The sequence below is a fragment of the Xanthomonas sp. SHU 308 genome (assembly GCF_000364645.1).
Classification (GTDB): Bacteria; Pseudomonadota; Gammaproteobacteria; order Xanthomonadales; family Xanthomonadaceae; genus Xanthomonas_A; species Xanthomonas_A sontii.
The window spans coordinates 1-16,032 of record NZ_AQOK01000612.1 but is presented as its reverse complement, the minus strand read 5'-3'; the positions used below and the strand labels follow the sequence as shown (position 1 = coordinate 16,032).

Here is a 16,032-nt window from a genome sequence, read left to right as displayed (position 1 = left end):
GCCCAGCCCCGCCGCCGGCTGCTCCGCGCCGGCCTCACCGCCAGCGCCGCTGCCCTGCTGCCGCCGAGCATCGCCCGCGCCGCGGCGATCGCCCCGGACGTGCGCAGCGGCACCCTGGACGACCTGCAGCACGTGGTGATCCTGATGCAGGAGAACCGCGCCTTCGACCATTACTTCGGCAGCCTGCCCGGCGTGCGCGGCTTCGGCGACCGTTTCCCGATCCCCGCCCCGCCGCTGCCCGACACCGCACCGCGCACGGTGTGGCTGCAGCCCAGCGCCGACGGCAGCCGCCAGCTCGCGCCGTTCCCGCTGCGCACCGCACACGACTTCGCCACCATGCGCGTGCAGGGCACCCCGCACACCTGGCCGAACGCGCAGCAGGCCTGGGACCACGGCCGCATGGGCCAATGGCCGGCGGCCAAGCGCGACCACGCGCTGGCCTACTACGAACGCGACGACCTGCCGTTCCAGTTCGCCATGGCCGACGCCTTCACCATTTGCGACGCCTACCACTGCGCGATCCAGGCCGGCACCAATCCGAACCGCGTGTTCCTGTGGACCGGGCAGAACGATCCGCATGCGCGCGCCGGCGGCCCGGCGATCGCCAACTCGCACGACAACTTCCCGGAACTGGGCGGCGACCCGGACGACTATCGCTGGCCCAGTTATGTCGAGGCGCTGCAGCAGGCCGGCGTGTCCTGGCAGATCTACCAGGACATGGCCGACAACTTCACCGACAACCCGCTGGCCGGCTTCGCGCCGTTCCGCGCGGCCTGGCGCGGTGCGCCCGGGCACGATCCGCAACTGCGCGCGCGTGGCGTCAGCAGCCGCAGCCTCGCCCAGTTGCGCGAGGACGTGCTGGCTGCGCGGCTGCCGTCGGTGAGCTTCATCATCGCCGACGCCGCCGGCAGCGAGCATCCCGATCCGTCCAGCCCGGCGCAGGGCGCGGCCTACACCGCGCGCGTGCTCGATGCGCTGACCGCCGATCCCAAGGTGTGGGCGCGCACCGCGCTGCTGCTGATGTTCGACGAGAACGACGGCTTCTTCGACCACGTGCCGCCGCCGGCGCCGCCCTCGCCCTCGCCCTCGCTCGATCCGGCCGTGACCGCGGCTGGCGGCTGGGCCGGCGCCTCCAGCGTCGCCACCGACGGCGAATACCATCTGCACCCGGCGCCGGGCGATGCCAAGGCGGACCCACCCGAACTGCGCGGCCGCCCCTACGGCCTCGGCCCGCGCGTGCCGATGTACGTGATCTCGCCATGGAGCCGCGGCGGCTGGGTGGATTCGCAGGTCTATGACCACACCTCGGTGCTGCGCCTGCTGGAGCGCCGCTTCGGCGTCGCCGCCAGCGGCGTGAGCGCCTGGCGCCGCGCGGTCTGCGGCGACCTGCTCGACGCCTTCGATTTCCGCCAGGCCGATACTCGCCCGTTCGTCGCCGACCTGCCGGATGTGCGCGAGGCGGCCGCGCGCGCCGCGGCGTTGCACGACCACGCAGTGCCACCGCTGCCGGCGCAGTTGCAGGCACCGCGCCAGGCGTTCGGCGTGCGCCGCGCACGTGCCTTGCCGTATCGGCCGACGGTGCAGTTGCAGCACGTGCCGGAGCGCGGCGAGGTGCAGTTGCGCATGGCCAACACCGGCGCAGCGGCGGTGCTGCACGTCTACGACCGCTACCTCCTCGACGCGATCCCACGCCGCTACACGGTGGATACCGGCGCGACCCTGGACGGCACCTGGACCACCTACGACGGCAGCTACGACCTGTGGCTGCTCGGCCCCAACGGCTTCCACCGCCACTACTGTGGCGACCTCAGCGCCCCGCTGCTGCAGGCCGAGATCGTCCAGGAGCCGACCGACACGCAGGCGCTGTGCCTGGTCCTGCGCAATCCGGGTGCCGCGCCACTCGAGGTGTCCCTGGAACCGGCCGCCTACGCCCAGGCACAACCGCGCCAACGGGTGACGCTGGCGCCCGGCGCCGAGCAGCGCATTCGCTGGAATGCCAAGCCGAGCGGCGGCTGGTACGACCTGTGGCTGATCCAGGACAACGCTCGCCAGCGCCTGGCCGGCCGCGTGGAAACCGGCAAGCCCGGCATCAGCGACCCGGCGATGGGCGGCGCGGCGCGGCTGTATCAGGAGAGCCCGCCCAACTATCAAGGCCCCGGACCCGTCTGAGGCGGGCGGGATTGGGGATTCGGGATTGGGGATTCGTGACAACGTCCGGGATTTGGGATTGGGGATTCGTGAAAGCGCAATCCGCGCGCTGACACGCTCTTGCCAATCCCGAATCCCGAATCCCTAATCCCGGCCCTCAAGCACCCCGATCGTCCGCAGCCAGGTCTCCACCAGCTGCGGCCACTGTGCGATCGGCAGGTGCTTGGCGCGCAGGCCGAAGGCGTGGCCGCCCTGGGCGTAGATATGCATTTCCGTCGGCACGTCGGCATGATTGAGTGCGACGTAGTACGCCAGCACCTGCGAGATGCCGTCGACATAGTCGTCCTGCGCCTGCAGCAGGAAGGTCGGCGGGGTGTCGGCGGCGACGCGGATGTCCGGACGCAGGGCCAGATCGGTGAAATCGCGGGTGTCGTCGTCCTCGTCCTCGTGCACCCACAGATGGCCGGGATACACGGCGATGGCGAAATCCGGGCGGCAGCTCACGCGGTCGGCGGCATCCACCAGCGGATAGGTGCGCTTGGCGAAATGCGTACTGGTCGCGGCCACAAGGTGGCCGCCGGCGGAAAAGCCCATCACCCCGATCTTGTGCGGGTCCACGCCCCAGGTGGCGGCCTGCTGGCGCACCAGGCCCAGCGTGCGCTGCGCGTCCTGCAGCGCGGTCTGCACCTTGGGGTAGTAACGCCGGTCGTTGACCCAGGTCGGCCCGGAGTTCGGCACGCGGTACTTCAACAGCACGCAGGTGATGCCACGCGAGACCAGCCAGTCGCAGATCTCCGTGCCCTCCAGGTCCATCGCCAGCATCTGGTAGCCGCCGCCGGGAAACACCACCACCGCGGCGCCGGTGTTGTGGCCCTGCGCCGGGTACACGGTCATGGTCGGCCGGCTGACGTTGTCGATCCTGGCCCCGGGCCCAGCCGTTTCCGGCTTCGGATGCGGCAGCGCATCCGGCACCGCGCCGGGCCAGATCGGCACCTGCACGTGGCCCGGTGCGGGTTCCCAGACCCGCGCCTGCGCGGCGTGGGCGAACAGCCCGAGGGCGATGGCGAACGAACAGCAAACGAATCGACGCATGGGACGCTCCGAACAGGGGTGGGAATGAAAGGGACCGCACGATCAGTGAGCACGGCCGCGGTGGCCGTGGCCGTTGGTACAACGCGGGCGGTCGCGCGCGGCATCGACACGTGGCGTCGCCGATGATCGCGAGCAGCGTCTCGTACGCATGGCTGCGGTTCCCGCTCGTAGGATCAGCCGCGACGGACCTTCGCGATAAAACCTGTCGCGGCCGAAGCCGCGCCTACGGGAGATCGACCTGCATCCGGCGCGACAGCGCGCAACGCGCCTAGCCAGTACGCAGCGTCTGCGCAGGCAGCGAGGCCACGACCGCCTGCGCCACCGCTTTCAGCGTCGCATCGCGCGCGGCGCTGTCGACCGTGGCGCCGTTGAGATAGGCGGTCAGCAGCAGCGGCGTGGGCCGTCCCGGCGCCCAGACGATGGCGATGTCGTTGCGGGTATCGGTGCCGTTGCTGCCGGTCTTGTCGCCGATCTGCCAGCCCGCCGGCAGGCCGGCGCGCAGGCAGTCGTTGCCGGTACGGTTGTCGCGCATCCAAGCAATCAGGCGCTGCCGCGAGACCGGCTGCAGCACCTCGCCGAGCAACAAGGCACGCATCGTCGCCGCCATCGCCGCCGGCGTGGTGGTGTCGCGCGGATCGCCGGCGACGAATTCGTTCATGCCCGGCTCGTTGCGGTCCAGTTGGGTCTGCGTATCGCCCAGCGCACGCAGGAAGCGGGTCACCCCGGGCGGGTCGCCGACCAGCGGCAGCAGCAGGTTGGCCGCGGTGTTGTCGCTGTAGATCATCGCCGCGCGGCACAGTTCGACCACGCTGAGCGTGCCGCCGACATGACGCTCGGACACCGGCGCATTCGCCAGCAGATCCGCCTTGCGCACCGGCACGCGCCGCTCCAGGGCCAGTTCACCGCGGTCGACCCGCTGCAGCACCGCCCCTGCCAATAGAAATTTGAAGGTACTGCACAGCGGGAAGCGCTCGTCCTGGCGCTGTCCGCCGAGCGTTGCGCCGCCGCCGTCGAGCAGGCTCACGCCGAGCCGGCCGCCACTGCGACGCTCGATCTCGGCCAGCCGCAGTTGTAGCGTCGGCGTCGGGTTTTTCGCGTTTTTTTCCTGTGCACCAGCCACGACCAGCAGGCTCGCGCCCATTCCCACACCCTGCAGGAACCGTCGTCTCGTCAGCATCGTCCACCTCCGTCGGGAGCCAGGATGATGGCCGCATTGACCCACCCCCACCAGCGAGGTTATTCAATCGCACCCATGAGCCGAATTGATACCTGGCGATGATCCGTCCGCATCTGCCGTTGAACGCCCTGCGCGCCTTCGAGGCCGCGGCGCGGCACCAGAACCTGACCCGTGCCGCCGCCGAGCTGTGCGTGACCCAGGCCGCGCTCAGCCACCAGATCAAGCAACTGGAGGCGCGCCTGGGTGTGGTGCTGTTCCAGCGCCTGCCGCGCGGCGTCGCCCTGACCGACGAAGGCCTGCGCCTGCATCCGGTGCTGACCGAGGCCTTCGACCGCATCGCCGGGACGCTGCAGCGCTTCGCCGGCGGTCGCTATCGCGAGACGCTGAGCGTGGGCGCGGTCGGCACCTTCGCGGTGGGCTGGCTGCTGCCGCGGCTGGACGCCTTCCACGCCGCGCACCCGGACATCGAACTGCGCGTGTACACCCACAACAACCGGGTCGACCTGGCCGGCGAAGGCCTGGACCTGGCGATCCGTTTCGGCGATGGCGACTGGCAGGGGCAGCACGCCACGCCGATCCTGGACGCGCCGTTCGCGCCGGTGTGCGCGCCGGCACTGGCGCCGCTGCTGCGCACGTCTGCGGACCTCGCCAGGACCACCCTGCTGCGCTCCTACCGGCTGGACGAATGGCCGCGCTGGCTGCAGGCCGCCGGCGCGCCTGAGGTGCAGGCCGGCGGCCCGATCTGCGATGCCTCGCTGACCCTGGCCAGCATCGCCGCGGCCGGCCACGGCGTGGCCTTGCTGCCGCTGCGGCTGTTCGCCCAGGACCTGGATGCCGGGCGGCTGGTCTGTCCGTTCAGCACCCGCATCGACCTGGGCCGCTACTGGCTGACCCGGCTGCGCTCGCGCGCGGAAAGCGACGCCGCCCGACGCTTGCGCGAGTGGTTGCTGGCCGAGCAGGCCGCACTGGCCGACTGAGCGACACCGCTGCCGCCGCATTGGGCGCCGGGAGCGCTTGGGCACACGCCGGCATGCACCTTGCTTCGCATACCAGCAAGGCCTGACAGTAATGTGAAGAATTTGTGCACTGCCGCTTGGCGGCCGGGCAGGCCCGAAATATGATCCTGGTCGCAGTCGCACTGTGCGCCGGGGATGGCGCTGACCGTTTCGGGGGAAACATGCTGATGAACCGTGCTGTCCTGACCGCCCGTCCGGGCCTGGTCTCGCGTGACGTCGTGCTGGCGGCCGTCCTGGGCTGCCTGTGTGTGCTGCATCTGGCCTACTTCCTGCGCGGCGGCGCCAGCGAATGGCATTGGGCGCTCAGCGCCGCTGGTCTGGCACTGATGGCGCTGAAGGCCGGCCTGCGGCCGACGCCGACCGCCCGCCCCTCGCTGCAGAGCCTGCGCTCGCGCACGCCGCTGGACTGGGCGGCGATCGCTGGCGGCCTGCTGGTCGTGGCCAGCGCCGCCGCCTGAGCGGCACGGGCCGGCGCCGCGCGCGTCGGCGGATGCGATCGTCCTCATCCTGCACGGCATGTCCGGCGCGCGCGCAGCCCTGGGCGCTGGCGCAGGCGATGCAGGTGGGACTTGCCGTTGGCTGAGGCGATGCGACGTCGGGGCTGAAGCCTCTCCCACACCGGGTACGCCGGCTCACGTTCCGGCCTCGCCTGGAGCGGCGTGAAGAAGCGATTGAAGCCCCTCTCCCACCGGGAGAGGGGTTGGGGTGAGGGTACGCCGGCACGCACGGCCGGCCACTCCGAGTCCCCCGGCACCCGCACCTCATCCGCCCCCTTGGGGCACCTTCCCCCGAAAAGGGGGCCATGGTCCCGCAGGGAGAAGGAACCGTCAGCTCGACGTGGATCGTCCGTGCTCGCCGGCACACACCGGCAATGGCGAGATCCACCGCGGCTCAGGCGCCGTCGATCAACTCCATCCACGCCTGCTCGGCCTGGGCCAGGTCGCGCGCGGCGGCCTCGCGCTCGCGGCCCAGCACCGCCATCTTTTCCGCATCGGCGTAGTGCTTGGGATCGGCGAGCTGCCGGTCGAGCTCGGCCAGCGCCGCTTCCAGCTCGCCCACGCGCTTCTCCGCGGCCGCCAGCTTGTGCGGGTTCGGCGGCTTCTTCGCCGGCAGCGGCTTGACCGGCGGCGGCGGGGTCGGCGCAGCCTCGGCCAGTTTCTGCTTGGTGCCCTGCGCGGCGGGGCGGGTGCGCAGCCACGCGGCATAGGCGTCGAGGTCGCCGTCGAACGGTTCGACCACGCCGTCGGCCACGCGCCAGAAGGTGTCGCAGACCAGGCCGATCAGGTGGCGGTCGTGCGAGACCATCACGATCGCGCCCTCGAAATCGCTCAGCGCCTCGGCCAGCGCCTCGCGCATCTCCAGGTCGAGGTGGTTGGTCGGTTCGTCGAGCAGCAGTACGTTGGGTTGCTGCCAAGCGATCAGCGCCAGCGCCAGGCGCGCGCGCTCGCCGCCGGAGAAGCCGTCGACCGGCTCGAACGCTCGGTCGCCGGGGAAATTCCACTTGCCGAGGAAATCGCGGAACGCCTGGTTGCTGGCGTCCTTGTCGATCTCGCGCATGTGGTCCATCGGCGACTGGCCTTCGTGCAGCGACTCCACCGTGTGCTGGGCGAAGTAGCCAATACGCAGGTCCGGATGCGCCATGCGCTCGCCGGCGATCGGCGGCAGTTCGCCGACCAGGGTCTTGACCAGGGTGGTCTTGCCGGCGCCATTGGGGCCGAGCAGGCCGATGCGCTGACCGGCCTCCAGGCCGAAGCCGACGTTGTGCAGGATCACCGCGTCGGCGCCGTAACCGGCCTCGGCGTGATTGAGGCGGATCAGCGAGAACGGCAGCTTGGCCGGCGGCGCCAGTTCGATGCGGAACTCGCGCTCGGCGCGCACCGCCTCGGTGCCGGCCAGCTTCTCCAGGCGCTTCATCCGGCTCTGCGCCTGCGCCGCCTTGGAGGCCTTGGCCTTGAAGCGGTCGATGAAGCTCTGCAGGTGGGCGCGCTCGGCCTGTTCCTTCTCGTGCGCGATCTGCTGCTGGCGCAACTGCTCGGCGCGCTGCCGCTCGAAATCGGTGTAGCCGCCGGTGTACAGCTTGGCGCCGCCGTTGTGCAGATGCAGGGTGTGGGTGGCGACGTTGTCGAGGAACTCGCGGTCGTGCGAGATCAGCAGCAGCGTGCCCGGGTATTTCAGCAGCCACTGCTCCAGCCAGTACACCGCGTCCAGGTCGAGGTGGTTGGTCGGTTCGTCGAGCAGCAGCAGGTCGCTGGGCATCATCAGCGCGCGCGCCAGGTTCAGGCGCACGCGCCAGCCGCCGGAGAACGAGGACACCGCGCGGTGATGGGTCTCGGCCGGGAAGCCAAGGCCGTGCAGCAGCTTGCCGGCGCGCGCATCGGCGTCGTAGGCGCCCATCTCGGCCATCTTGGTGTGGGCGGCGGCGACCGCCTCCCAGTCCTCGCGCGCGGTCGCCTCGGCCTCTTCGGCGAGTACCGCGGCCACCGCGGTGTCGCCGCCGAGCACGAAGCTCAGCGCCGGGTCCGGCAGCGACGGGGTTTCCTGGGCGACGCTGGCGATGCGCACCTTGCCGGGCAGGTCGACGTCGCCCTTGTCGGCCTCCAGTTCGCCCTTCACCGCCGCGAACAGGCTGGACTTGCCGGCCCCGTTGCGGCCGACCACACCCACCCGGTAACCGGCATGCAGGGTGAGGTCGACATTGGACAGCAACAGCCGCTCGCCGCGGCGCAAGGCGAAATTACGTAGGGAAATCAAGGCAGGGCACTCGGCTAGCGAGGCGGAAGTGTAGCCGCTTCGCCCGCCCCGGCCCACCCGGGACGGCAATGCGGCATGGTCCGGGGCGGCGCGCGGGCCGCCGCGAAAACCCGACCCAGGTCCGTTTTTGTATACGCGTCCATGTGAAAAACGGATTTCAATCCGATGGCACACGCTGCACCGCAGCATCCACCCCGCCCCACCGGAAATCGCCAGACCCGCGCCAATCCCCCAGCCAGGAGTCTCCGCCCGATGACGCAACGCCGCCTCCCCCTCGTCCGTGCCGTCCTGCTCGTGCTCGCCTCCGGCAACAGCCTCGCCCAGTCCCAGCAGGCGCCGACGACGCTGGACAACATCATCGTCACCGGCACCCGCATCGCCGACCGCACGGTGGCCGAATCGCAATCGCCGATCGACATCATCGCACCCGAGGCGCTGCAGGCCACCGGCGCCAGCGACCTCGCCAGCGCGCTCGGCAAGCTGCTGCCGTCGCTGAACTTCCCGCGCCCGGCGATCAACGACGGCAACGACGCGTTGCGCCCGGCGACCCTGCGCGGCCTGTCGCCGGACGCGGTGCTGGTGCTGCTGGACGGCAAGCGCTACCACACCACCTCGCTGGTCAACTACAACCCGTCGGTCGGGCGCGGCTCGGCGCCGGCCGACCTCAATTCGATTCCGATGTCGGCGATCGCGCGCATCGAAGTGCTGCGCGACGGCGCCTCCGCGCAATACGGTTCCGACGCCATCGCCGGCGTCATCAACATCGTGCTCAAGCACGGCGCCAAGGCCGGCAGCAACAGCGTCGCGGTCAGCGGCGGCATCATGGACAAGGGCGACGGCGCGCAGAACGGCATCGACGGCTCCTACGGGCTGGCCTTCGGCGGCGCGCCGGGCGGCGAGGCGCCGGGCTGGGTGCGGGTGTCGTGGAACTACCTCAACGCGATGAACACCAACCGCGCCGAGAACACCGACAAGGCCACCACCCTGGCCGGGGCCGCCAACCCCAGCGGCGTTCCCTACGAGCGCTACGGCGACCCCGCGCTGAAGACCTATCAGGGGCTGGTCAACTTCGGCTACGCGCTCACCCCGCACGTCGACCTGTACGGCTACGCCAACGTCAGCCGCCGCGAGGTGCTGTCCAACGGCTACTACCGCGCCTGGGACAACAGCGACCGCAACGTGCCGGCGGTCTACCCCAACGGCTTCCTGCCGCAGATCTACAACCCGTCCAACGACCGCGCCGCGGTGCTCGGCGTCAAGGGCAGCACCGACAGCGGCTGGACCTGGGACGTCTCCGCCGACTACGGCAAGAACGACGTCACCTTCGACCTGCGCAACACCATCAACACCAACCTGTACTGGAGCACCGGCGCCTCGCCGACGCGCTTCAACGCCGGCGGTTTCCGCAACGAGCAGAACGCGCTCAACGCCGATTTCAGCAAGTCCCTGGACTGGGGCCTGGCCTATCCGGTCAACCTCGCCTTCGGCGCCGAGTACCGGCAGGACAAGTACGCCGTGCTGGCCGGCTCGCCCACCTCGATCTACTTCGACCCGAACGCCATCAACCCGGACACTGGCGCACCGTATCCGGGCGGTTCGCAAGTGTTCCCCGGCCTGTCGCCGACCGTGGCGGGACAGTTCCAGCGCCACAGCAAGGCGGTGTACGCGGACCTGGAAGCGGACCTGAGCGAGCGCCTGTCCGGCGGCGTGGCCGCACGCTACGAGGACTACAGCGATGCCGGCACCACCCGCTCGGGCAAGCTGTCGGCGCGCTACCAGCTCAACGACGCCTTCGCCGTGCGCGGCACGATTTCCAACGGCTTCCGTGCGCCCTCGCTGGCGCAACAGAACTACGCCTCGGTGGTGACCCTGCCGGTGGACGGCGTGCTCAGCCAGATCGGCACCTACCGCACCTCCGATCCGGTGGCCATCGCGCTCGGCGCCAAGCCGCTGTCGCCGGAGAAATCCACCAACTACAGCATCGGCGCGGTCTGGCAGCCCGGCGGCGGCTTCAATTCCACCCTGGACCTGTACCAGATCCGCATCTGGGACCAGATCCTGTATTCGGACCAGATCTCGCTGGCCGTGCCGATCGGCCAGGTCAGCGCCGCGCAGTTCTTCGTCAACGGCGCCACCACCCGCACCCGCGGCGTGGACTGGGTGAGCAACTACCTGCTCGACCTCGACCGCGCCGGCACGCTCAACCTCAGTTTCAGCGCCAACTACAACAAGATCGAGATCCTGGAGATCTCCGATCCGAACTTCGGCCGCGCCAGCCAGGGCCTGCTGACCGACGCGACGCCGCGCACCAAGTACGTGCTCAGCGGCGACTGGAGCCTGGCCGGCTGGACCCTGCACGGCGACGCCACCCGCTACGGCGCCATCACCCGCCGCGGCGACGACGCCGACGGCAACCAGGACCAGGCGTTCGCGGCGCGCTGGCTGCTCAATCTGTCCACCAGCTACGCCTGGCGCGACCTGACCTTCACCGTCGGCGCCGACAACGTCACCAACCAGTACCCGACCCGGACCGCGCTCAACAACATCTACGACGACCGCCCCAACGGCCTGCAGTACTCGCCGCTGTCGCCGTTCGGCTTCAACGGGCGCTACTGGTACGGGCGGGTGAGCTACCGCTTCTGAGCGACCCTGGCGGGCGTCGCCGCGATGGGCGACGACGTCCGCCACGCGCGACTCGCGCAGACGACAGGCCTATGCCGCAGCTGTCCCGGTGGGCGCGGACGCTACCGGGACGTTGTGCGTGCCTTCCCATTGCGGACGGCGGCGCGCGGCGTTTTGCCGCCCCTTAGAACGCAATGGAATAAGAACATGCGCTTGCATCCTGCGACGCAGCACGCATGTTAAAAAATAATTAGACATCCCTGAGGACGCGGCCTGCCGGCCCTGCCGGTCGCCGCACGCCCCGCCTGCCGTTTCGGCACCTGCTGGAGTTTTTATGAACCGTCCGTTGTCGCTGCTGGCGAGCGCCGTGCTCGCCGCCCTCGCCGCCCCTTCCTTCGCCCAGACCGCGTCCGACGCGCCGAGCACGCCCAGCACATTGGATACGGTCATCGTCACCGGCACCCGCGTCAGCGACCGCACCGTCGCCGAGTCGCAATCGCCGATCGACATCATCACCCCGGAGGCACTGCAGGCCACCGGCACCTCGGAACTGGCGACCGCGCTGTCGCGCGCCCTGCCCTCGCTGAATTTCCCGCGTCCGGCGCTGACCGACGGCACCAGCGGCATCCGCCCGGCGCAGTTGCGCGGGCTCTCGCCCGACCAGGTGCTGGTGCTGGTCAACGGCAAGCGCCGCCACACCTCGGCGATGATCAACGTCAACGGCACCATCGGCCGCGGCGCCTCGGCGGTGGATCTCAACGCGATCCCGATCGCCGCGATCGAGCGGGTGGAAGTGCTGCGCGACGGCGCCTCGGCGCAGTACGGCTCCGACGCCATCGCCGGCGTGGTCAACATCGTGCTCAAGGGCGCCGGCGAAGGCGGCAGCCTGGCTGTGGAGCACGGCAAGTACTCGGCCGGCGACGGCGCCAAGTCGCAGCTCTCCGGCGATACCGGGGTCGGCTTCGGCGACGGCCGCGGCAGCCTGCACGTGGCCGGGCAAATCAGCCAGCAGGACGCCACCAACCGCGCCGGTCCCTACCAGGGCACCGCGCCGAACACCGGCAACTATCCCGGCATCGGCCAGACCACCTTCGTCTACGGCGACCCCAAGGTCGACGCCACCGCGGTCTCGGCCAACGGCGAGTTCCGCTTCAGCGACAACCTCACCGGCTACGCGACCGCGATCGCCAGCAACCGCGACATCACCTCGTTCGCGTTCTACCGCTCGCGCAACCACAACGGCCAGACCGCGCTGCTGGCGCAGGTCTACCCCGATGGCTACGTGCCGCAGATCGAGCAGTACTCCAAGGACCGCTCGCTGGTCGCCGGCCTGAAGGGCAGCACCGCCGGCGGCTTCGCCTGGGACGTCAGCTACAACTACGGCTACAACAAGGTCGACTTCCACACCGCCAACAGCATCAACTACAGCCTCGGCGTCGACAGCCCGAGTCGCTTCTACGACGGCGCGCTGGAGTACACCCAGAACGCGGTCAATGCCGACTTCACCCAGCCGCTGGAATGGGGCCTGGCCTATCCGGTGACGCTGTCCTTCGGCGCCGAGTACCGCCAGGAGAAGTGGAACCAGTCGCCCGGCGAGCCGGCCTCGTACACCGGCACCACCGGCGGCGCGCAGGGCTTCGCCGGCTTCGCGCCGCTCAACGCCGTGCATTCGGACCGCCACAACTACGCGGTGTACGCGGGGCTGGAAGCCGACCTCACCGACAAGTTCTCCGCCGGTCTCACCGGCCGCTACGAGGACTACTCGGATTTCGGCAGCAAGACCTCCGGCAAGCTATCGGCGCGCTACGCGTTCACCGACAAGGTGGCGCTGCGCGGCACCGTCGCCAGCGGCTTCCGCGCGCCGTCGCTGGCGCAGCAGCAGTACCAGGCGGTGACCAGCAGCTACATCAACGGCAGCTTCTTCGAATCCGGCACCTTCCCGGTGAACAGCGCCGTGGCCCAGGCGCTGGGCGCCGCGCCGCTGAAGGCCGAGACCTCGCTGTCCTACAGCCTGGGCCTGGTGCTGCAGCCGGTCGAGCGCCTGTACCTGACCGTGGACGCGTACCAGATCGAGATCGACGACCGCATCCTGCTGTCGTCCAACCTCAACGATGCGGCGGTGCTGGGCAAACTGCGCCAGCTCGGCTACAGCAACGTCACCAGCGTGCGCTACTTCAGCAACGCCGCCGACACCCGCACCCGCGGCGTCGACGTGGTCGGCACCTACAGCATCCCGCTGGCGGCCAGCACGCTGGACCTCACCGCCAGCTACGGCTACAGCAAGACCGACATCACCCAGGCGGTGACCCAGCCGCAGGCGCTGGCCGCGATCGGCTCGACCCAGACCACGCTGGGCCGCGACGAGATCGGCCGCCTGGAAGACAGCTACCCGAAGGACAAGCTGATCCTCAGCGGCACCTGGAAGCTGCCGAAGTGGGACCTGAGCCTGGCCGCCACCCGCTACGGCGAATTCACCGTGCGCAATTCGGCCACCGCCGCCCGCGACCAGACCTACGGCGCGGACTGGGTGGTCGACGCCTCGGCCAGCTTCAAGCCGAGCACCAACTGGACGCTGACGCTGGGCGCGGACAACGTGTTCGACCAGTACCCGGACAAGACCGCCAACCTGATCAACTCCACCTACGGCATGCTCCCGTACAGCAACTACTCGCCGTACGGTTTCAACGGCGCCTACGTGTACGGGCGGATCAATTACCGCTGGTGATCGCACGCGCGGGCATCGATTGCGCCTGCGTTGAACGGCATGACGACGGCCCGGGTTTGCGGGCCGTTGTTGTTGTTGGGACGGGAATTGGGGATTGGGGATTGGAGATTCGCCAGCCTGCGACGTTTTCACCGGCCTGAACGTTTTTGCAGGAGCGGCTCCGGCCGCGGCACGATGCTGTCCATGGGGCGCGGCTGAAGCCGCTCCTCCGGCGCATGGATCGGGCGTCCTTGTGGGAGGGACTTCCAGTCCCGACGCATGAAGGTGCCAACTGGCGTTGGGCTTCACTCGTCACGGCTGAAGCCGCTCCACAAGCGCCATACGCATTGCTCGCGAGATGCTGCGCTCGTGCAACCGCGACGCGCCCAACACCGTGCTCTGCCTCGTGCCGCGCAGCCAGCATCCCTCACATCGCACTGCGAAAAACGCCGCAGCACCCGCGCGCAGGCACCGCCGCGTGCACCATGTCCGTGCGCATGGCCAGCGTTTTGTCTACACGCCCGGAAAATCCCGGGATTGGCGCTGCCGCAACGCCTGCAGCGGTGGTTGCAATTGCAACCTCGACATCCGGCTTAACGGAATATTGACTCCATTGACATCAACCGGTAATCCCTAGGTCGCGTCGTCGCATCCGCCAGGGGACAGGGGAGTGCGCATGCAGCGGCGCCTCCCCCACTTCTGGAGCCGCCTCCCCCATGACGCGCACGCTCACTCCGCTCGCCCACGCTGTCGCCCTGTGCCTGGCGACGTCCGCTGTTTCGGTCCAAGCGCAGAACACCGGCAACGCGCAAACGCTGGACACCGTCATCGTCACCGGTACGCGTGTGGCCGATCGCACCGTCGCCGAATCGGCCTCGCCGATCGACATCATCTCGCCGGAGACGCTACAGTCCACCGGTACCACTGAACTGGCCACTGCGCTGTCGCGCGCGGTGCCCTCGCTGAACTTCCCGCGCCCGGCGATCACCGACGGCTCCGATGCGGTGCGCCCGGCGCAGTTGCGCGGGCTCTCGCCGGACCAGGTGCTGGTGCTGGTCAACGGCAAGCGCTACCACACCACCGCGCTGGTCAACCTCAACGGCGCGCAGGGCCGCGGCTCCTCGCCGGCCGATCTCAACACCATTCCCATCGCCGCGGTCGAACGCATCGAAGTGCTCCGCGACGGTGCCTCTGCGCAATACGGTTCCGACGCCATCGCCGGCGTCATCAACATCGTGCTCAAGGGCAGCGGCACGGGCGGCAGCCTGGCCGGGCGCTACGGCAAGTACAGCGCCGGCGACGGCGAGCAGTACCAGCTCTCCGGCGATGCCGGCCTCACCTTCGCCGAGACCGGCACAGTGCACTTCGCCGCGCAGGCCGGGCACCAGGACCAGACCGATCGCGCCACGCCGTACCAGGGCCAGGTGCAGCAGCGCTACGGCGACCCCGACGTGGACCAGGGCGCGGTCTCCTACAACGGCCAGTACAGCCCGGCCGACTACATCACCTTCTATTCCTACGCGATGCTCAGCCGCCGCGAGGTGCTGTCCAACGGTTACTTCCGCTGGTCCGGCGACAACCGCAACCGCCCGGAGATCTACCCCGACGGCTTCCTGCCGCAGATCTACAACGTCAGCAAGGACGTGTCCTGGGTCGGCGGGGTCAAGTCCAGCACCGCCGGCGGCCTGGCCATCGACCTCAGCTACAACTACGGCCGCAACGATCTGAGTTTCGACGTGCGCCACAGCCTCAACAACAGCCTGGGCCTGGCCAGCCCCACCGAGTTCTACGCCGGCGCGCTGCAGGTCACCCAAAATGTGCTCAACGCCGACTTCAGCAAATCGCTGGAAGTCGGCCTGGCCTACCCGGTCACCCTGGCCTTCGGCGCCGAGTGGCGAGGCGAGAAATTCAACGAATCGCCGGGCGCGCCGGCGTCCTACGTCAACGGCGGCATTCCCTCGGCCAATGGCACGCTGCTGCCGGGCGCGCAGGTGTTCGCCGGCTTCAAGCCCAGCGACTCCGGCCACTACGATCGCAACAGCTATTCGGCCTATCTCGACCTGGAAGGCGACATCACCGACAAGTTCTCCGCCGGCCTGGCCGGGCGCTACGAGAACTACAGCGACTTCGGCGACACCGGCACCGGCAAGCTGTCGCTGCGCTACGCCTTCAGCCCGAAGGTCGCGTTGCGCGCCACCGTCTCCACCGGCTTCCGCGCACCGTCGCTGCAGCAGCAGTATTTCCAGTCGGTCGCCACCAACTTCATCAACGTCGCCCAGCCCGACGGCAGCATCGCGGCCACGCCGTTCGAGATCGGCACCTTCCGCACCGACAACCCGGCGGCGATCGCGCTCGGCGCCGAGCCGCTGAAGGCCGAGAAGTCCAAGAACTACGGCCTGGGCCTGGTGCTGCAGCCGGTGGACGCGCTGTACATCACCCTCGACGCCTACCGCATCGACATCGACGACCGCATCGTGCTCTCGGAGAACCTCACCTCCACCGCCGTGCGCAACTACCTGCAG

The 16,032-nt window shown here is 69.5% G+C and carries 9 protein-coding genes; 6 read left to right on the top strand and 3 right to left on the bottom strand.

What is annotated here, in order from left to right; genetic code table 11:
- On the top strand, positions 1-2,169 hold a 2,169-nt coding region (locus D588_RS0117425; protein ID WP_017916896.1), incomplete at its 5' end, for a phospholipase C, phosphocholine-specific.
- Positions 2,170-2,292: 123 nt separating this feature from the next.
- On the opposite strand, the gene D588_RS0117420 is transcribed toward D588_RS0117425, so the two are convergent.
- Entirely contained in the window at positions 2,293-3,240 is a 948-nt protein-coding gene (locus D588_RS0117420) for an alpha/beta hydrolase (RefSeq protein WP_017916895.1), read from the bottom strand.
- A 268-nt stretch (positions 3,241-3,508) separates the two neighbouring features.
- A complete protein-coding gene (gene bla / locus D588_RS0117415) occupies positions 3,509-4,417 on the bottom strand; it encodes a class A beta-lactamase (RefSeq protein ID WP_026143834.1) in 909 nt (302 codons plus the stop codon).
- 98 nt (positions 4,418-4,515) lie between these two features.
- On the opposite strand from bla, the gene D588_RS0117410 reads away from it, so the two are divergent.
- Positions 4,516-5,394: a LysR substrate-binding domain-containing protein gene (locus D588_RS0117410; RefSeq protein ID WP_017916893.1), complete on the top strand. Its 879-nt coding sequence runs from the start codon at positions 4,516-4,518 to the stop codon at positions 5,392-5,394.
- 206 nt (positions 5,395-5,600) lie between these two features.
- On the top strand, positions 5,601-5,891 hold the full coding sequence (locus tag D588_RS25175; protein ID WP_043085650.1) for a hypothetical protein: 291 nt from the start codon (positions 5,601-5,603) through the stop codon (positions 5,889-5,891).
- 433 nt (positions 5,892-6,324) lie between these two features.
- Here D588_RS25175 and D588_RS0117400 read toward each other — a convergent pair whose 3' ends face one another.
- Positions 6,325-8,184 carry an ABC-F family ATP-binding cassette domain-containing protein gene (locus D588_RS0117400; RefSeq protein ID WP_026143833.1) on the bottom strand — a complete coding sequence of 620 codons (1,860 nt, stop codon included), beginning with the start codon at positions 8,182-8,184 and terminating at the stop codon, positions 6,325-6,327.
- A gap of 252 nt (positions 8,185-8,436) precedes the next feature.
- On the opposite strand from D588_RS0117400, the gene D588_RS0117395 reads away from it, so the two are divergent.
- From D588_RS0117395 to D588_RS0117385, 3 genes are all read left to right on the top strand, one after another.
- The gene (locus D588_RS0117395; protein WP_017916890.1) at positions 8,437-10,827 is read left to right on the top strand and encodes a TonB-dependent receptor; all 2,391 of its coding nucleotides are present in this window, start codon (positions 8,437-8,439) and stop codon (positions 10,825-10,827) included.
- A gap of 313 nt (positions 10,828-11,140) precedes the next feature.
- The gene (locus D588_RS0117390; RefSeq protein ID WP_017916889.1) at positions 11,141-13,531 is read left to right on the top strand and encodes a TonB-dependent receptor; all 2,391 of its coding nucleotides are present in this window, start codon (positions 11,141-11,143) and stop codon (positions 13,529-13,531) included.
- 695 nt (positions 13,532-14,226) lie between these two features.
- On the top strand, positions 14,227-16,032 hold a 1,806-nt coding region (locus D588_RS0117385), incomplete at its 3' end, for a TonB-dependent receptor (protein ID WP_017916888.1).

What these genes read in the sequence shown, in the direction of transcription:
- D588_RS25175 (WP_043085650.1), top strand. Translation starts at nt 5,601, where the DNA reads ATGAACCGTGCTGTCCTGACCGCCCGTCCGGGCCTGGTCTCGCGTGAC.
- D588_RS0117395 (WP_017916890.1), top strand. Translation starts at nt 8,437, where the DNA reads ATGACGCAACGCCGCCTCCCCCTCGTCCGTGCCGTCCTGCTCGTGCTC.
- D588_RS0117410 (WP_017916893.1), top strand. Translation starts at nt 4,516, where the DNA reads ATGATCCGTCCGCATCTGCCGTTGAACGCCCTGCGCGCCTTCGAGGCC.
- bla (WP_026143834.1), bottom strand. Translation starts at nt 4,417, where the DNA reads ATGCTGACGAGACGACGGTTCCTGCAGGGTGTGGGAATGGGCGCGAGC.
- D588_RS0117420 (WP_017916895.1), bottom strand. Translation starts at nt 3,240, where the DNA reads ATGCGTCGATTCGTTTGCTGTTCGTTCGCCATCGCCCTCGGGCTGTTC.
- D588_RS0117390 (WP_017916889.1), top strand. Translation starts at nt 11,141, where the DNA reads ATGAACCGTCCGTTGTCGCTGCTGGCGAGCGCCGTGCTCGCCGCCCTC.